Raw genomic sequence first — 16277 nt, forward strand, 5'->3', positions numbered from 1 at the left:
AGCAAAAGATGCAGATGAGTTTTGGAACACTGGAAAGCAGAGCGATTGAATCGAGATAATGTTCTGGTGAAGATTGAAGCCCTAATTGAGTGGGAGGAATTACGTCCGAAACTTACGGGTTTATACAAGCGCGAGTTATCGCATGGTGGAGGCCAAGAGCCGTTTGATGGGTTGTTGATGTTCAAAGCGATCCTGCTAGGTCAGTGGCATAGTTTATCGGACGCTGCGTTGGAGCAAGCACTGTGTGTACGCATTGATTTTCTGCAATTTTGCGGACTGTCCTTGTCGGATGCGATACCGGACGAAACCACTTTATGCCGGTTCCGTAACCGGCTAATAACCAACGACCGGCTAGATGATCTGCTGGCCTCTATTAATGAACAGCTTCAATGCCACGGATTGATGATCAAGGGTGCGACAGGAGCGGTCATTGATGCCACGCTGATTGAGTCAGCGGCACGCCCTAAAAAGACCATCACACTGGAGGTGGATGCCGAAGAAGGTAAGATTGTTCAGTTTGAAGATGGCAGTCAGCCTGGAATCAACTGTATCGAAGAACAAAGCGCGGATCCGGATGCGACCTGGCTAAAGAAAGGCAGGAAGTCGCAGTTTGGCTACCGCAGTTACCTGGTGGTGGACGCACAAGACGGCTATGTGCGCGGGGTTCACACCGCCCCTGCCAACCAGAGCGAAATGATGCATTTCGAAGCCGCTATCGATGGTGCGCATATCGAGGCGAATCGGGTGTATGCCGACAAGGGATCCGCCAGCAATGCCAATCGGCAATTTCTAAGAAAGCAAAAGATCAAGAGCGCAATCATGCATCGCGCGTACAAGAATAAACCCCTCTCGTCACGCCAGAAGCTGGCGAATCAATTGATCAGTAAAAAACGCTATATTGTCGAACAGTGTTTCGGCACAATCAAACGCTTATTCAGAATGGGACGCGCCAGCTACTTCGGTACGACAAAAGTCAACGCCCAAGTCATACTGAAAAGTATCTGCATGAATCTAAAAAAAGCAGCCAACAAAATCTTCGTAGACCAACCATTAAGGGGAGCGATCCGTCCAAATATTACATAAGGGGGAAAAATTCACCTAAAAAAAGGAAAAAACTCCACTTTCTATTAAAGTGACGTGCAACAAGTGTCACTTGGAAAATTTTCTCTGTCACTACAGCAAAATTCTTGCGGTTGTGCAGAGGTCTTTTTAAGTGTTGCTTTCACCCATTGAATCTCCAAGTATCAGTTTTTTTTTAATATAAAACAGGGTTGAGCGTTAAATATGGACATTGAAGAACTGTGTCAGCAGGTTATGACCTCCAAAGAAGTGGTTGTTCCAGAAAATGCTGCTCTCATTGGTGGATCAAAGGATAATTTCTTATCAGTTGGATGCGCTGTTTTTCGAGAACTAGCTCACTCGACCCAATTGAGTCCAGACTCTAGAGTGCTAGATATTGGATCTGGTCTTGGACGCGTTGCGTATCCGCTTGCTCATTTTTTAAAGAATGGACACTACGTGGGATTGGAAATAGTTAAAGATTCCGTTGATTTTTGCCAGAAAAACATTGTACCGCTTACTGCTCCTAAGGCACACTTCGAATTTATTCATACTGATATTCATAATACGTTCTATAATTCCTCTGCTAAAAGTGAATTAATAAACTATGAATTTCCTGATCTGGGTGAATTTGATGTTGTCTTTATGTCTTCTGTTTGCACTCACTTGAACAATGAAGATTTACTGCATTATTTTAAACTTGTACAGCAATGGACACGGTCTGGAGGTGATTTTTTAGCTACTTGGTTCTTAGTTGACAACTTAGCCAGAGAACAATTGCTCAATCCAATAAAATCACACGCCCTTCCTTTTGATCTTTCTGGAAAAGGTCCAGATTATTTTCTAAAGAGTCAAGACAAATCTACTGCTGCAGTTGCTTACGATGTTGATTATATACTTGATCTTTACAAATCCCATTCTTTTACGACAATCAGCAATATGTATTTAGGACCTTGGAGCGGTGTTGAACGGCATATCGGTGCATTTCAGGATTTGATTGTAGCTAGGAAAGATTGAAAAAGATTCTGTTGCAAAGAACTATGCCGGTTAAAATGATGATTATGTTTTGGCCTGGATGAAAATCCTCTTTCTACTATGCTTGATGCTTAATGCCCTCGCCTTCTCTTACAATCCTCTCTGAATCGTCCCGGTATTTCCAGAGATAAAATGGTTTGAGAGGAGGAAGAGATGAAAAACCAAATCAGTTATTCACCGGAAGTACGAGAACGAGCGGTAAGATTGGTATTCGAGCAACAAAAGGAGCATGAATCGCAATGGATGGCGATCAAGTCGATCGCATCAAAGATTGGCTGTACAGCGGAGACGTTGCGCACCTGGGTAAGACGAACAGAGATTGATCAGGGAATTCGAGGCGGCCTGTCGACTGCGGATCGTGAGCGGCTCAAGGAATTGGAACAGGAGAATCGGGAATTAAAGCGAGCTAACGAGATATTACGTAAGGCATCGGCCTATTTCGCGCAGGCGGAGCTCGTATATGGACGCCTCCAGTTTGCCAAGTGATTTTCTGTCATTTTGGGGTAGAAGGTTAAGATCGCAGTCGTATATTCGGGCTATTTGTGCGCTCATTTTGGCCATGCGCTGCCCAGGATGGAATCTGCTTGTCGGCTCCCAAACGACCGCACAGCATTGACCTATTGGTCCTTGCTATCGAGCTCCACGGGTTTTGCCAGCACCGGTCTGACCTGTCTATGCCATCACGTCAATTAGTCACCTGTAGCAATCAAGAAAGAGATATAAAGTTGTAGTCTCAGCTAGGTCGCTGCCAACTGGTTTGCCAATTGATCGCGGAAATTTCTATCAAAATTCCGCTTTTGTGTTATCACGGCCCAGGCAATGCGGGCATTGCGATTAGCCATAGCCACGACTGCCACGTTCATGTGTTTTCTGGCCACCCATCCCATAATAGTCTTGTCCTGCTTTTGTACATTGGGAGAACTGCGCACAGTGGCTACGACGGCTCTCGCGCCATGCACGAGGAGCCTGCGTAAATAACCGTCACCACGCTTGCTGGTTCCTAGCAGCACGGGTTTGCCTCCTGTCGAGTGCTGTCTAGGGACTAAACCTAACCATGCGGCCAACTGCCGTCCTGCCCGAAACTGAGTGGCGTTGCCAACGTATGCTTCTAATGCTGAAGCGGTAATTGGACCAATGCCAGGAATCGTCTGCAGACGACGCGTAACGTCAGACTGACGGGCATGCATTTCAATTTGAAGATTCCTGCACAACCTCGCCTGGCAGTGCAATAACCAACTAAAATAGAGGGGGTTAAAAGACAGTTGGAGCAAAAGATGCAGATGAGTTTTGGAACACTGGAATTAGCAGAGCGATTGAAGCGAGAAAATGTTCTGGTGAAGATTGATGCCCTAATTGAGTGGGAGGACTTACGTCCGAAACTTACGGGTTTATACAAGCGCGAGTTATCGCATGGTGGAGGCCAAGAGCCGTTTGATGGGTTGTTGATGTTCAAAGCGATCCTGCTAGGTCAGTGGCATAGTTTATCGGACGCTGCGTTGGAGCAAGCACTGTGTGTACGCATTGATTTTCTGCAATTTTGCGGACTGTCCTTGTCGGATGCGATACCGGACGAAACCACTTTGTGCCGGTTCCGTAACCGGCTAATAACCAACGACCGGCTAGATGATCTGCTGGCCTCTATTAATGAACAGCTTCAATGCCACGGATTGATGATCAAGGGTGCGACAGGAGCGGTCATTGATGCCACGCTGATTGAGTCAGCGGCACGCCCTAAAAAGACCATCACACTGGAAGTGGATGCCGAAGAAGGTAAGGTTGTTCAGTTTGAAGATGGCAGTCAACCTGGAATCAACTGTATCGAAGAACAAAGCGCGGATCCGGATGCGACCTGGCTAAAGAAAGGCAGGAAGTCGCAGTTTGGCTACCGCAGTTACCTGGTGGTGGACGCACAAGACGGCTATGTGCGCGGGGTTCACACCGCCCCTGCCAACCAGAGCGAAATGATGCATTTCGAAGCCGCTATCGATGGTGCGCATATCGAGGCGAATCGGGTGTATGCCGACAAGGGATCCGCCAGCAATGCCAATCGGCAATTTCTAAGAAAGCAAAAGATCAAGAGCGCAATCATGCATCGCGCGTACAAGAATAAACCCCTCTCGTCACGCCAGAAGCTGGCGAATCAATTGATCAGTAAAAAACGCTATATTGTCGAACAGTGTTTCGGCACAATCAAACGCTTATTCAGAATGGGACGCGCCAGCTACTTCGGTACGACGAAAGTCAACGCCCAAGTCATACTGAAAAGTATCTGCATGAATCTAAAGAAAGCAGCCAACAAAATCTTCGTAGACCAACCATTAAGGGGAGCGATCCGTCCAAATATTACATAAAAGGGGAAAAATTCACCTAAAAAAAGGAAAAAACTTCACTTTCTATTAAAGTGACGTGCAACAAGTGTCACTTGGAAAATTTTCTCTGTCGCTACAGCAAAATTCTTGCGGTTGTGCAGAGGTCTTTTTGTGAGGTTACGTTGTCGATACGCTGATCCAGTTCTCCGATATGCTCCCATTGCTGCCTGATGCAGCTGACGAGAAATGTGGGCGAGATCTTCATAAGATCCTCAAGCATAGCGGGGATTGTGTTATGCAATGCTCTGCGCCCTGCTGGGGCTGTTAAACCGAATTCAGTCAATAATCCGCGCAGCTGATTTATAGTGGCTGTTCGCTGGCCTATCAGCATCTCGCGTACCCTATGCAGACTCAGAACCGCCTGTTGCTCGACAGTTTTTACTGGAACAAAATGCATGTCAGGACGTTGTGCCGCCTCGCAAATAGCACGTGCATCGTTACGGTCGTTCTTATTGGATTTGACGAATGGTTTGACGAATGGTTTGACGAATTGTGGCGAAATCAGTCGGACTTCATGGCCCAGTAACTGGCATAACCTGCCCCAGTGATGGGCGCTGGCACAAGCCTCCATTGCAACCGTAACTGGCTCGCTACGATGCAGATATTCGCTCAGTCTCAAACGTGAAAGCTTGATTGCCTTGACCTGCCTGCCAGTACTATCGACAGCATGTAGATGGAATATGTTCTTTGCCAGATCAATGCCAGTGATGGTGATCTTGCTCATAGTAGTCTCCTCGATTTTGTGTGGTTAGGTTTGGGATGTCCCATTTGAGAGTTATACGTCAACATCAGATGAAGGCGTCCATTCCATTGACCGCCGACCGAAATGATGGTGACATTTGTCGATAGCAACAAAGCGGAATACGGGGTCGAGCCAATCTGCAATGAAATCTGGATTGCCCCGTCGAGCTACTACGAACACAAAGCGCGCGAGCGAGATCCCGATCGATTGCCTGACCGCATCAAGCGGGATATGAGACTAGAACTTGATATACAGCGGGTATGGAAAGACAATTTCCGAGTTTATGGTGCTCGCAAAGTATGGCGGCAGTTGCTGCGAGAAGGTATTGGTGTTGCTCGTTGTACGGTCGAGCGGTTAATGAAGAAGCTTGGAATACAAGGTGTTCGACGCGGCAAAAAGTGTTGGACAACCATTTCGGACGATTTGCTTGACCGGCCAACGGACAAGGTTAACCGGCAATTTGTAGCTGCCCGGCCCAATCAACTGTGGGTGGCGGATATTACATTTGTAGCGACATGGACAGGATTTGTTTATGTGGCTTTTATCACCGATGTTTTTGCCCGGTATATTGTTGGCTGGCGAGTGAGTCGTTCATTGCGAACGGAACTGATACTGGATGCATTGGAACAGGCGCTATGGGCACGGCGGGGAACCTCAGGATTGATTCATCACAGTGATCGAGGCAGCCAGTATTTATCGATTCGCTATACGGAACGTTTGGCGCAGGCAAATATTGACGCCTCTGTCGGAAGCATCGGAGATTCTTATGACAACGCGCTAGCCGAAACCATCAATGGTTTGTACAAGACCGAAGTCATACGGCATCGCGGTCCTTGGCGTAGTATCGAAGAAGTAGAATTTGCCACATTGGAATGGGTGGATTGGTTCAACAATCGAAGACTGCTGGACGCAATCGGATATGTCCCACCGGCAGAATTTGAAAAGGCGTATCATCGCCAACAGGAAGAGTCAGCTGATGCAGCTTGATTCAAGAAAACATGTCTCCGGAAAATCCGGGGCGATTCAATTGGTTCAATCCCGCTTTCTTCAAACCAGAAATCTGGTATCGTTGTTCTCTGGTGAGCTGCTTGTAGTGCTTCATCTGCGCTCCTTTTACTTGGTCGTTTAAGCAGCTCCGATACTACCGCAGCTTCCCTATAAACTTCCTTACAAAAGTTGCACTTCATAGTTGAATCCGCGATTTCATTTACACAGTTGTATTAGAATTAAGTACATAAAACAGTACATTACCGATCAATCCAGAGCATCATCTTTTAGATTCAAACCAAAAAATGCATCATGTATAGCTTCAAAACAAATAATATCTTCTACCGCTACATCACAGAAACCACCGTGCTGATTTTACAATCAACATTGATCATTATTTCACCAAAGTTGATTATCGGGGATTGGGTAACACCATTCCGGAAATTGCCGCAGAGTTCTTAAGAGCAGTATTTCATTCAGTGTTAATTATTTGACATATATATTATTTTAAGAGAATGAGATATGCTGTTTGCGTATAATCTTTTTTCTATCAAGAAACTGACAAGATTTTATATTGAGCTGATTTTATAAAATATTGCGCGCATTTCGTTAAGATGAATATTCTGACTTACGATATCGAGGATTGGTTTCATATGCTGGACATTGAGTGTACCGCTACGGAAGCTCATTGGCGCAATTTTAAGCCACGAATTCATGCCAATGTCGATCGTTTGCTGGAATTAACCTTGCTGCACGGACACCGCGCAACTTTCTTTTGTTTGGGTTGGGTGGGTAAACATTATCCGGAAATTATTCGCCGAATTGATGAGCTTGGTTTTGAAGTTGCTTCCCACTCGCATATGCACCAACTGGTCTACCAGCAAACCCGACATCAATTCCGAGAAGATTTAAGACGTTCAATTTGTACTCTGGAAGATATTACTGGTAAAAAAGTTAAAACCTATCGAGCGCCAGGGTTCTCCTTTATTCGAGGAAATACCTGGATAGTCGAAGCTCTGCTTGAGAATGGAATCGAAAGAGATAGTTCCATTTTTCCCATTGAACGGGGACATGGCGGCTATAAAAGCTTTGGCCGAGCACGGCCTTCCTTGTTAGGTTGTGCAAGCGGACAAATTAAAGAATTTCCAATTGGTGTCGGGAATGTTTTGGGTAAAAAATTAGTATTTTCCGGAGGAGGATATTTCAGACTAATGCCGTTCTGGGTGATTCAGAAATTGACCAATCAGACTGATTACGTGATGACATACTTTCATCCACGTGATTTTGATGTTGATCAACCCGTTTTAAATATTCCGTTCTATCGAAGATTTAAATCCTATATAGGCTTGAAAGGCGCATATAAGAAACTGGATCTATGGTTGGCCGGGAACAGGTTTATTGACATCGAAGCAGCCGATAAACTGGTGAATTGGACAAAAGCGCCTGTTGTTATGATGCAATCCTGTAGTGGGCGTTTCGAATAGTCAGTGCTTTTATGGCTGAAATGTCATTAGAATTCACTGGGTTAATTTTATCTTTGGCAATTTTCTTGTCCATGCTGCTTATGCCGATTACTTCCCGCCTGGCTCAGAAGATCGGAGCGATAGATATTCCAAAACTCCGGAGTATTCATACAACGCCAAAGCCGCGCATGGGTGGCATAGCGATTTCAATTAGTTTTGTGATAATTTGCTTGATTTTTCTTCCAGTGAACGCTTTTTTTATTGCCTTTTTGACAGGATTGATCGCAATCGTCATAACCGGTGCCATTGACGACATAATGGAAATTTCACCAGGCTGGAAGTTCCTGGGGCAATTTTTATCCGCAACATTATTTGTTTATCTGAGCGGTATGCAAGTTGAGTATATTGGAGATATTCTAAGCATTGGTGACATCGAGTTGGGTAAAACATCAGTGATTTTCACGGTATTTCTCTTGGTGGGCATCATAAATGCACTTAACTTTGCAGATGGCCTGGATAGTCTGGCGGGTGGAATCTCAGTAATTGCATTGGTATTCTTAGGTTATTTTGCTTGGAGCGTTGATCGCGAGTGGTTAATGATAATTGCTATTTCTCTAATTGGTGCAATTATTGGTTTCTTGCGTCACAACAGCTATCCCACGAGAGTTTTTATGGGCGATAGCGGGAGTATGATGCTGGGTTATGTGTTAGGGGTGATGCTTGTCAGTTTGAGTCATACTGCTCCGCAATTGCCGTTATCCGCGCTTGCTATGGTAATTGCGCTGCCATTGTTTGATACATTATCAGTAATGACATGGCGCATTTCTTCTAAGAACAGTCCATTTCTTTCTGATCGAACGCATTTGCACCATCGTTTGATTGATATTGGTTTGTCTCATCCGACAGTAGTATCTGTGATCTATCTTGCGATGTTTGCTTTCGGTTTATTGGCGATCATGCTGCAATCCAAACCGGATTGGGTCATTTTTTTGAGTTTGATCAGCGCAGGATTATTGGTGTTTTCATGGTTCTTGTTCGTGCGAAGAACCGGTATTCGCAGCAAAAAATGGACGATTCATTACTTTGATAAATTCAGGCAATCTGATATTTATAAATTGATAGCTCACTGGCTTGATAGGTGGCATTCGATTGGTATCTCAATACTAGTAGCATTGCTGCTTCCTGCGCTGCTTGCGCCATTGCTTGGTTTAAGTGGTAGTAAGGTTCTGATGTTATTTGGCCTTGCGGTATTGTTGGTATTTTTTTCCTTTCGTAAGCGTCGTGCGGCGGATTTAAGTATTCTGCATGGCACTTTGTATTTAAATATTTTTGCGCTGATACTGGTCTACAATCTCTCAGTGCTGGTTCATTTTTCCTGGCTTCATGAATATCTAAGGGCACTATCAGCGATAGCATGGTTGTGGGTGGTGTTGAATTTGGCGTTCACCGAATGTAAAGAAATTATCCTTTTGTCAGACTTTGAGCTGTTGGTTCTTCTCATTATCGGGTTTGTGGCTTTTATATTTATGAGGGATTTGCAAGTGTCTCCTCTGGTTTTGCAAGCTGTGCAGCACACTTTCTTGTTATCTATTCCATTTATGATGGTTATGAAAATCAATATTCGTAATCATGGCCAGGATCATTTATATATTTTCTTGCCCGTTATTGCGCTTGTCATCATGGCGACCAGAATCTCATTGGCGTAGTGCAACTGATTGCTCTCAATTGATAAAGTACAGGTTGAGTCGTGTTGAATTGGGTTGCGCCAATTTTTCAGCAATTACAGTGCATAAAATTTCTGAAGGTTTATAGGACTTCATATCCATCCTTCCTGCAGCATCACGCTGCCAATCAAATGGGTTGCTGCCTCGCTGCCCTGTGCAATTTCGACAGCCAGCCATTTTCGCTCAATTTGGCCGTTAGCCAACCGCGACATTTGCACGCTGAGCTCATCGTCTGTGGCGGAGCGATCCAGTGTCCGGGAATAGACTGTTTGTACGTAGTCTGCGTCGGTTAACGCATCCAGATCGGCGCGCTGCTGGAACCAATCCAGAATTGTGTCAGGATCGATCTGATCTTGCAGGGCTTCCCGCCCCAATTGCCATTCAGCCATAGTGGCATCCCGATCGAAGAAGCTATGGAATAGGCGGCCTAAAATCCCTTCGGTTGCATTGTGTGCAATGACAACCGATTCTCCATTATCAAAGGCAATCATTTCAGCATTCTTCAGATTCAACATGGCGCCATCACTTAATTGCGTTAATTCCAGCCAGTCACCTGAAAATTCCACATGCACATTCTCACGCGTGCCCGGCAACTGCAGAACATCATGGCCTGCACCACCATCGGCATTTATGGATAATCCCAGCGGCAGATAACCGAGATCGTTTTCATCGCTGCCCGTAAAGTTTCGGATTGCGTCCAGGCGGATAATCGACGGATTGGTGTTCAGGCCTGCGAGCAATTCATCACTGGTCTTATCTTGGAATCCAATGGCTTCAGGAAGGTTGTAAAAAGCTGTCAGGATATCATCAGGAGTCGCATCCTCCTAGTTCTGTACCGCGTTGCCTTCAACAGCTGTTAAATCACGCTTCAGCCACGTTTTTGCCAGATGATGCGCAACCGCTTCATTCTCAGAGTAAGCTATGACTGTGCTACTGCCTGTAGCAAATTGGAGCAATTCGATATCCGTCAATGTATCCGTCTCTTCATTACTGAGTTGTGTCAGCGTGACGTTGTCATTGCTGATTTCAATCCGGTAATCTGATAATTCCCCTTCCAGTACCGCAGTATCGAAACCCAATCCGCCGTTGAGTCGGTCATTTCCGCTTCCACCGCTTAATCGATCGTTGCCGCTGCCACCGAAAACGATATCATTGCCGGCATCGCCCGAAGTCTGATCGTCGCCGCCAAGGCTACCGATCGTATCATCGCCGCCGCCGCCAAACAAAACATCATTATCAGCACCCAACACGATGTACTGATTGTTATCGTCACCTACGACATAGTTTTCACCGGCGCCTCCTGCTATGCTGGCTGCTCCGATAATAAATGCAAACGCGACATTCATTAATTGAAGAATGCTGCCGGGAGGCAGATTACTGGCGTCGATTATCAGTGCCTGCCGGGGATTGCCGGTATTTTCCGTACCCGTAATGATAATCGGGAGTTCCGGGGCCTGATTGCTGTTAATTGTGGGGGTTACGGCGCGAATGCTTAGTGTGGTTTCAGAATTGAGCGTGGACAAGAAATTTTCAACCGGATTAACAACTCTTTCATCCGCACTATCGATTCCGGCTTGTTGTGCGATACGTTGGATCAGATCACTTCTGGCATCCGTCAGATTCATTTCCTGAGGCAAACCCTGGGCATTAACGCCCACGCCGGTGGGTAAGCTGATAGTCAGCAAGGTGTTGCCCGATGTTCCGGTAATCAGCGGAATATCCGCGTGATCATTCAGCAGTGAAGACGGATCGTCTTCCCGTGTTCCCGTGATGGGCAATAGGGTGGTTATTACGGTGCCGTCCGACTGCGTTGTCGTGGCAATTTCAACGCCATCGACCGTCGTGGTCGTTGAGCCGCCATTGCCGCCACCGCCGGAAGATGAAGTCGCAACGGTTACGGTAATGCCATTACCTGCGAGATCTGCCACATTGACGGCGGCATCGGCGCCTGCCGCCCAATCCTCCGCAGCGGCCAGATTGTAAGTGGTCGCATCATTGGATACCGTGCCGGTTTTATTCAAAAGAAGATTGACAGCGGCTTTATCGGCTGCACCCAAAGTGATCGTGAACGTGGTGCCGGAGGTGATCTCAACACTGGCGGAATCGATCAAGGTGCGAGTTCCGCTAAGTTCACCGGTGAATGTGAATTTAGAAGCATCAATATCGTTGCCTGCACCATTGGTTTTCAGGAAGCCGCTGCCGGTCACTACCAATATGCCGGTCCCCGTGTTGTACGTCGCCGAAGTGATCACAGGCGCGACGACATTGGAAACGGTCACGCCGTTGCCGGTAGTGTCGGCCACGTTGACGGCTGCATCGGCACCGGTCGCCCAATCTTCCGCTGCAGCCAGGTTGTACGTGGTGGCACCGGTGGAAGCGGTACCATTTTTATTGACGATCTGGTTGATAGCGGCTTTGTCGGTGGCGCTTAATGTGATTGTAAACGCGGTGCCGGAGGCGATCTCGACATCGGCGGAATCAATCAGTGTATAGGTTTCACCGCCTTCGCCGGTGAAGGTGAATTTGGATGCATCAATATCATTAGTTGCGCCGCCAGCTTTCAGGAAACCGTTGCCGGTGACTCCCAGTGCGCCGGTACTGGCGTCGTAGGCGGCGGACGTGATGGCCGGTGCGGTTACATTGGAGGCGGTGATGCCGTTGCTGGTCGTATCTGAGGTATTGCCGCTGGTGACCTGAGTGTTCCAGTCATCCGCGGCAGCCAGATTGTAAGTAGTTCCGCCGGTGGAAGCGGTACCGTTTTTATTGACGATCTGATTGATGGCGGCCTTGTCGGTAGCGCTTAACGCGATGGTGAATGCGCTGGCGGAAGTGATTTCGACATCGGCGGAATCGGTCAACGTATAAGTGGTTCCGTCTTCGCCGGTGAACGTAAAGAGCGATGCATCGATGTCGGCACCGCCGCCGTTGGCTTGCAGATTAGTGGCGGTGACGTCTAAGGCACCGGAAGATGCATCATAAGTCGCTGAGGTGATTCTTGGATTGATTGAAACGGTTATTGCATTGGTCGTGTCGCTAATATCAGTCGCAGAATCAGCACCAGCCAGCCAGTTGTCTGCAGCGGACAGGTTATAGGTAGAGCCACCCGATGACGTCGTGCCAGTTTGGTCCAGCAATGCATCCACGTTGGTTTTATCCGTGCCGGATAGGGTAACGCTGAAAGAAGTGGCCGAAGTGATTTCCACATCCGAAGAACTGGTGATGGTATACGTGGCATCGGCAATGCCGCCGGTCAAGGTTAATGTGGAAATGACCACATCATTACTGGCGCCGGTCTTGTTAAATAGATGGGTGCCGGTAACGACCAGGATACCCGAATCCGAGTCGTAGGTTGCCGAAGTAATCGTAGGTGTCTGGACATTGCTGACCGTGACGCCATTGCCTGTGAGATCAGCGACGGTGACGGAAGCGGCGGTTCCGGCCATCCAGTCTTCAGCCGCCGCGATATTATAAGTGGTTGCGCCGGAAGAAGCGGTGCCGTTCTTGTTCAGCAAGCCGTGCACGGCCAATTGGTCGGTTGCGTTCAGCGTGACGCTGAAGGCGGTTGCCGAAGTGACCTCAACATCCGAAGAAGTTAATGTGTAATTGCCGCCTTCGCCGGTTAATGTCAGCAAGGAAACTGCAATGTCGTTGTTTGCGCCACTGTTGGTAACAAAATTGGTTCCGGTTACCGTCAGAACATTAGTGCTGGCGTCAAAAGTGGCGGAGGTAATCGCAGGTGCGGCATAGTTGCTGACCGTGATGCCATTACCGGTGAGATCGGCTACCGCTACTGCGGCATCGGCGCCGGCGGCCCAATCCTCAGCGCCAGCGAGATTGTAGGTCGTGTTGCTGATCGATGATGTGCCGTCCTTATTCAGCAGCGACTCAACATTGATCAGATCCGCGCCAGTCAATGTTGTCCAGAATTCAGTACCTCCTGGTGTGATGTCCACATCCGTGGCGGTGGTCAGCGTATAAGTCGCGCCGCTTTCACCGGTGATGGTCAGCTTGGACAGGTCAATGTCATTAACAGCGCCGCTATTTTGCAAAAAGCCGGTTCCGGTGACAGTCAGTACATTGCTGCTGTAATCATAGGTTGCCGACGTCATGACGGGCACGGCTACATTGGATACGGTGATGCCATTGCCTGTCGTATCGGCTACGGTAACCGCGGCATCGGCACCGGCGGCCCAATCTTCCGCAGCGGCCAGATTGTAGGTCGTGCCGCCAGTCGAGGACGTGCCATTTTTATTGATAATCTGATTGATCGCAGCTTGGTCGGTAGCGCTCAACGTAATGGTGAATGCCGTACCGGATGTGATTTCGACATTGCTGAAATCGGTCAGCGTATATGTGGAGCCGCCTTCGCCGGTAAACGTAAATTTGTTGGCAACAATGTCGAGGGTTACACTGCTGGAGTTCAGGAAATTGGTTCCGGTAACTACCAATGCACCCGTATTGGCGCTATAGGTTGCCGAGGTGATAGTGGGGACAGCAACATTGGAAACGGTCATGCCATTGCCGGTGAGATCAGCAACGACAACCGCAGCATCGGCACCCACTGCCCAGTCTTCCGCAGCAGCCAGATTGTAGGTCGTGCCAATAGTTGAAGCGGTACCGTTTTTGTTGACGATCAGATTGATCGCGGCTTTGTCGGTACCGCTCAGGGTGACGGTGAATGCCGTGCCGGAGGTGATCTCGACATCAGAGGAATCGGTCAATGTGTAAGTGTTGCCGCCTTCACCCGTAAAAGTCAGTTTGGAGACATCGATGTCATTCGTGGCACCGTTTACTTTTAAAAAGCCACTGCCGGTGACCACCAGCGCCCCGGTGCTGGCGTCAAAAGTGGCAGATGTGATCGTGGGTGCGGCTACGTTGGAGACGGTAATGCCGTTGCCGGTCGCATCTGAAATATCGGTATTGCCGATTACGGTGTTCCAGTCATCGGCAGCGGCTAAGTTATATGTTGTGGCGCCAGTGGAGCTGGTGCCATTTTTGTTAATAATCTGATTAATGGCGGCTTTGTCGGTGGCACTGAGGGTAACCGTAAAAACCGTACCCGAGGTGATTTCAACATTGCTGCTATCCGTTAGTGTGTAGGTGCTGCCGCCTTCGCCGGTAAATGTAAGCTTGTTGGCTGTGATGTCATTGGTTGCGCCGTTCGCTTGAACGAAATTTGATCCGGTAACGACCAGAGTTCCGGTGCTGGCATCGTAGGCGGAGGAGGTAATCGTTGGTGTTTGCACATTGCTGACAGTGATTGCGTTACCTGTAGTATCTGCGTTACCGGTTTGAGCAGGATTCCAGTCAGCCGCTGCTGCGATATTATAGGTGGTTGCGCCTACCGAAGAAGTGCCGTTTTTATTCAGCAATCCTTCCACATTGATCTGATCGGTGGTATTTAAAGCAACGGTGAACTGAGTGGCTGAAGATATTTCAACGTTTGAGGAAGTCAGGGCATACGTTGCGCCGCCTTGTCCGGTCAGGGTGAGTTTTGAAACATCGATATCATTCAGTGCATCGCCGGTAGCAACCATGTTGGTACCCGTGACGATCAACGAATTGGTGCTGGCGTCGTAAGTGGCTGAGGTGATCGTGGGAGGGACAACCGCTGCTGAAATGTCAATATGAATCGCCCCGGATTTTCCGGAGACATGTTTTCTTGAATCAAGCTGCATCAGCTGACTCTTCCTGTTGGCGATGATACGCCTTTTCAAATTCTGCCGGTGGGACATATCCGATTGCGTCCAGCAGTCTTCGATTGTTGAACCAATCCACCCATTCCAATGTGGCAAATTCTACTTCTTCGATACTACGCCAAGGACCGCGATGCCGTATGACTTCGGTCTTGTACAAACCATTGATGGTTTCGGCTAGCGCGTTGTCATAAGAATCTCCGATGCTTCCGACAGAGGCGTCAATATTTGCCTGCGCCAAACGTTCCGTATAGCGAATCGATAAATACTGGCTGCCTCGATCACTGTGATGAATCAATCCTGAGGTTCCCCGCCGTGCCCATAGCGCCTGTTCCAATGCATCCAGTATCAGTTCCGTTCGCAATGAACGACTCACTCGCCAGCCAACAATATACCGGGCAAAAACATCGGTGATAAAAGCCACATAAACAAATCCTGTCCATGTCGCTACAAATGTAATATCCGCCACCCACAGTTGATTGGGCCGGGCAGCTACAAATTGCCGGTTAACCTTGTCCGTTGGCCGGTCAAGCAAATCGTCCGAAATGGTTGTCCAACACTTTTTGCCGCGTCGAACACCTTGTATTCCAAGCTTCTTCATTAACCGCTCGACCGTACAACGAGCAACACCAATACCTTCTCGCAGCAACTGCCGCCATACTTTGCGAGCACCATAAACTCGGAAATTGTCTTTCCATACCCGCTGTATATCAAGTTCTAGTCTCATATCCCGCTTGATGCGGTCAGGCAATCGATCGGGATCTCGCTCGCGCGCTTTGTGTTCGTAGTAGCTCGACGGGGCAATCCAGATTTCATTGCAGATTGGCTCGACCCCGTATTCCGCTTTGTTGCTATCGACAAATGTCACCATCATTTCGGTCGGCGGTCGAGCTCCGCCTGCGCGAAATAGGCCGATGCCTTACGTAATATCTCGTTAGCTCGCTTTAATTCCCGATTCTCCTGTTCCAATTCCTTGAGCCGCTCACGATCCGCAGTCGACAGGCCGCCTCGAATTCCCTGATCAATCTCTGTTCGTCTTACCCAGGTGCGCAACGTCTCCGCTGTACAGCCAATCTTTGATGCGATCGACTTGATCGCCATCCATTGCGATTCATGCTTCTTTTGTTGCTCGAATACCAATCTTACCGCTCGTTCTCGTACTTCCGGTGAATAACTGATTTGGTTTTTCATCTCTTCCTCCT

9 protein-coding genes, 3 pseudogenes and 1 other annotated feature are annotated in these 16277 nt (G+C 48.0%); of the genes and pseudogenes, 7 read left to right on the plus strand and 5 right to left on the minus strand.

Features of this window, described 5'->3' with window-relative positions:
* Nucleotides 1-21: 21 nt before the first annotated feature.
* From ATY38_RS11640 to ATY38_RS11650, 3 genes and pseudogenes are all read left to right on the plus strand, one after another.
* The gene (locus ATY38_RS11640; RefSeq protein WP_062559450.1) at nucleotides 22-1083 is read left to right on the plus strand and encodes an IS5 family transposase; all 1062 of its coding nucleotides are present in this window, start codon (nucleotides 22-24) and stop codon (nucleotides 1081-1083) included.
* 201 nt (nucleotides 1084-1284) lie between these two features.
* Complete coding sequence (locus tag ATY38_RS11645) at nucleotides 1285-2076, plus strand: class I SAM-dependent methyltransferase (RefSeq protein ID WP_062559451.1); 792 nt, start codon at nucleotides 1285-1287, stop codon at nucleotides 2074-2076.
* A gap of 171 nt (nucleotides 2077-2247) precedes the next feature.
* Nucleotides 2248-2570, plus strand: a pseudogene (locus ATY38_RS11650) (transposase); the annotation flags it as partial.
* Between the two features lie 261 nt (nucleotides 2571-2831).
* Here the strand turns inward: ATY38_RS11650 and ATY38_RS11655 are convergent.
* Nucleotides 2832-3263: pseudogene (locus ATY38_RS11655) on the minus strand (transposase); the annotation flags it as partial.
* Between the two features lie 105 nt (nucleotides 3264-3368).
* Between ATY38_RS11655 and ATY38_RS11660 the strand changes: the two are divergent.
* The gene (locus ATY38_RS11660) at nucleotides 3369-4445 is read left to right on the plus strand and encodes an IS5 family transposase (protein WP_062559453.1); all 1077 of its coding nucleotides are present in this window, start codon (nucleotides 3369-3371) and stop codon (nucleotides 4443-4445) included.
* Nucleotides 4446-4536: 91 nt separating this feature from the next.
* Here the strand turns inward: ATY38_RS11660 and ATY38_RS11665 are convergent, their stop codons facing one another.
* On the minus strand, nucleotides 4537-5187 hold the full coding sequence (locus ATY38_RS11665) for an IS110 family RNA-guided transposase (protein WP_201011894.1): 651 nt from the start codon (nucleotides 5185-5187) through the stop codon (nucleotides 4537-4539).
* Nucleotides 5188-5277: 90 nt separating this feature from the next.
* Between ATY38_RS11665 and ATY38_RS11670 the strand changes: the two are divergent.
* The 3 genes and pseudogenes from ATY38_RS11670 to ATY38_RS11680 form a co-directional block, all read left to right on the plus strand.
* Nucleotides 5278-6192: pseudogene (locus ATY38_RS11670) on the plus strand (IS3 family transposase); the annotation flags it as partial.
* A gap of 614 nt (nucleotides 6193-6806) precedes the next feature.
* Entirely contained in the window at nucleotides 6807-7676 is an 870-nt protein-coding gene (locus tag ATY38_RS11675) for a polysaccharide deacetylase family protein (RefSeq protein WP_062559454.1), read from the plus strand.
* Between the two features lie 11 nt (nucleotides 7677-7687).
* Nucleotides 7688-9361 (plus strand): glycosyltransferase family 4 protein, encoded by a 1674-nt coding sequence (locus ATY38_RS11680; RefSeq protein ID WP_062559455.1) that lies wholly within the window; start codon nucleotides 7688-7690, stop codon nucleotides 9359-9361.
* A 110-nt stretch (nucleotides 9362-9471) separates the two neighbouring features.
* Here ATY38_RS11680 and ATY38_RS16630 read toward each other — a convergent pair whose 3' ends face one another.
* The 3 genes from ATY38_RS16630 to ATY38_RS11690 form a co-directional block, all read right to left on the minus strand.
* A complete protein-coding gene (locus tag ATY38_RS16630) occupies nucleotides 9472-10119 on the minus strand; it encodes a DUF4214 domain-containing protein (protein WP_235590282.1) in 648 nt (215 codons plus the stop codon).
* Nucleotides 10120-10203: 84 nt separating this feature from the next.
* On the minus strand, nucleotides 10204-15057 hold the full coding sequence (locus ATY38_RS11685; RefSeq protein WP_235590284.1) for a beta strand repeat-containing protein: 4854 nt from the start codon (nucleotides 15055-15057) through the stop codon (nucleotides 10204-10206).
* A protein-coding gene (locus tag ATY38_RS11690) for an IS3 family transposase (protein ID WP_144429461.1) occupies nucleotides 15047-16266 on the minus strand; the annotation gives its coding sequence in 2 pieces (ribosomal slippage) (nucleotides 15047-15975 and nucleotides 15975-16266; 1221 coding nt in all). The genes ATY38_RS11685 and ATY38_RS11690 overlap by 11 nt, the downstream gene beginning before the upstream one ends.
* Nucleotides 15872-15988: a sequence feature (AL1L pseudoknot), on the minus strand. Its footprint overlaps the gene before it by 117 nt.
* Nucleotides 16267-16277: the final 11 nt, after the last annotated feature.

The organism is Nitrosomonas ureae, from assembly GCF_001455205.1.
Classification (GTDB): Bacteria; Pseudomonadota; Gammaproteobacteria; order Burkholderiales; family Nitrosomonadaceae; genus Nitrosomonas; species Nitrosomonas ureae.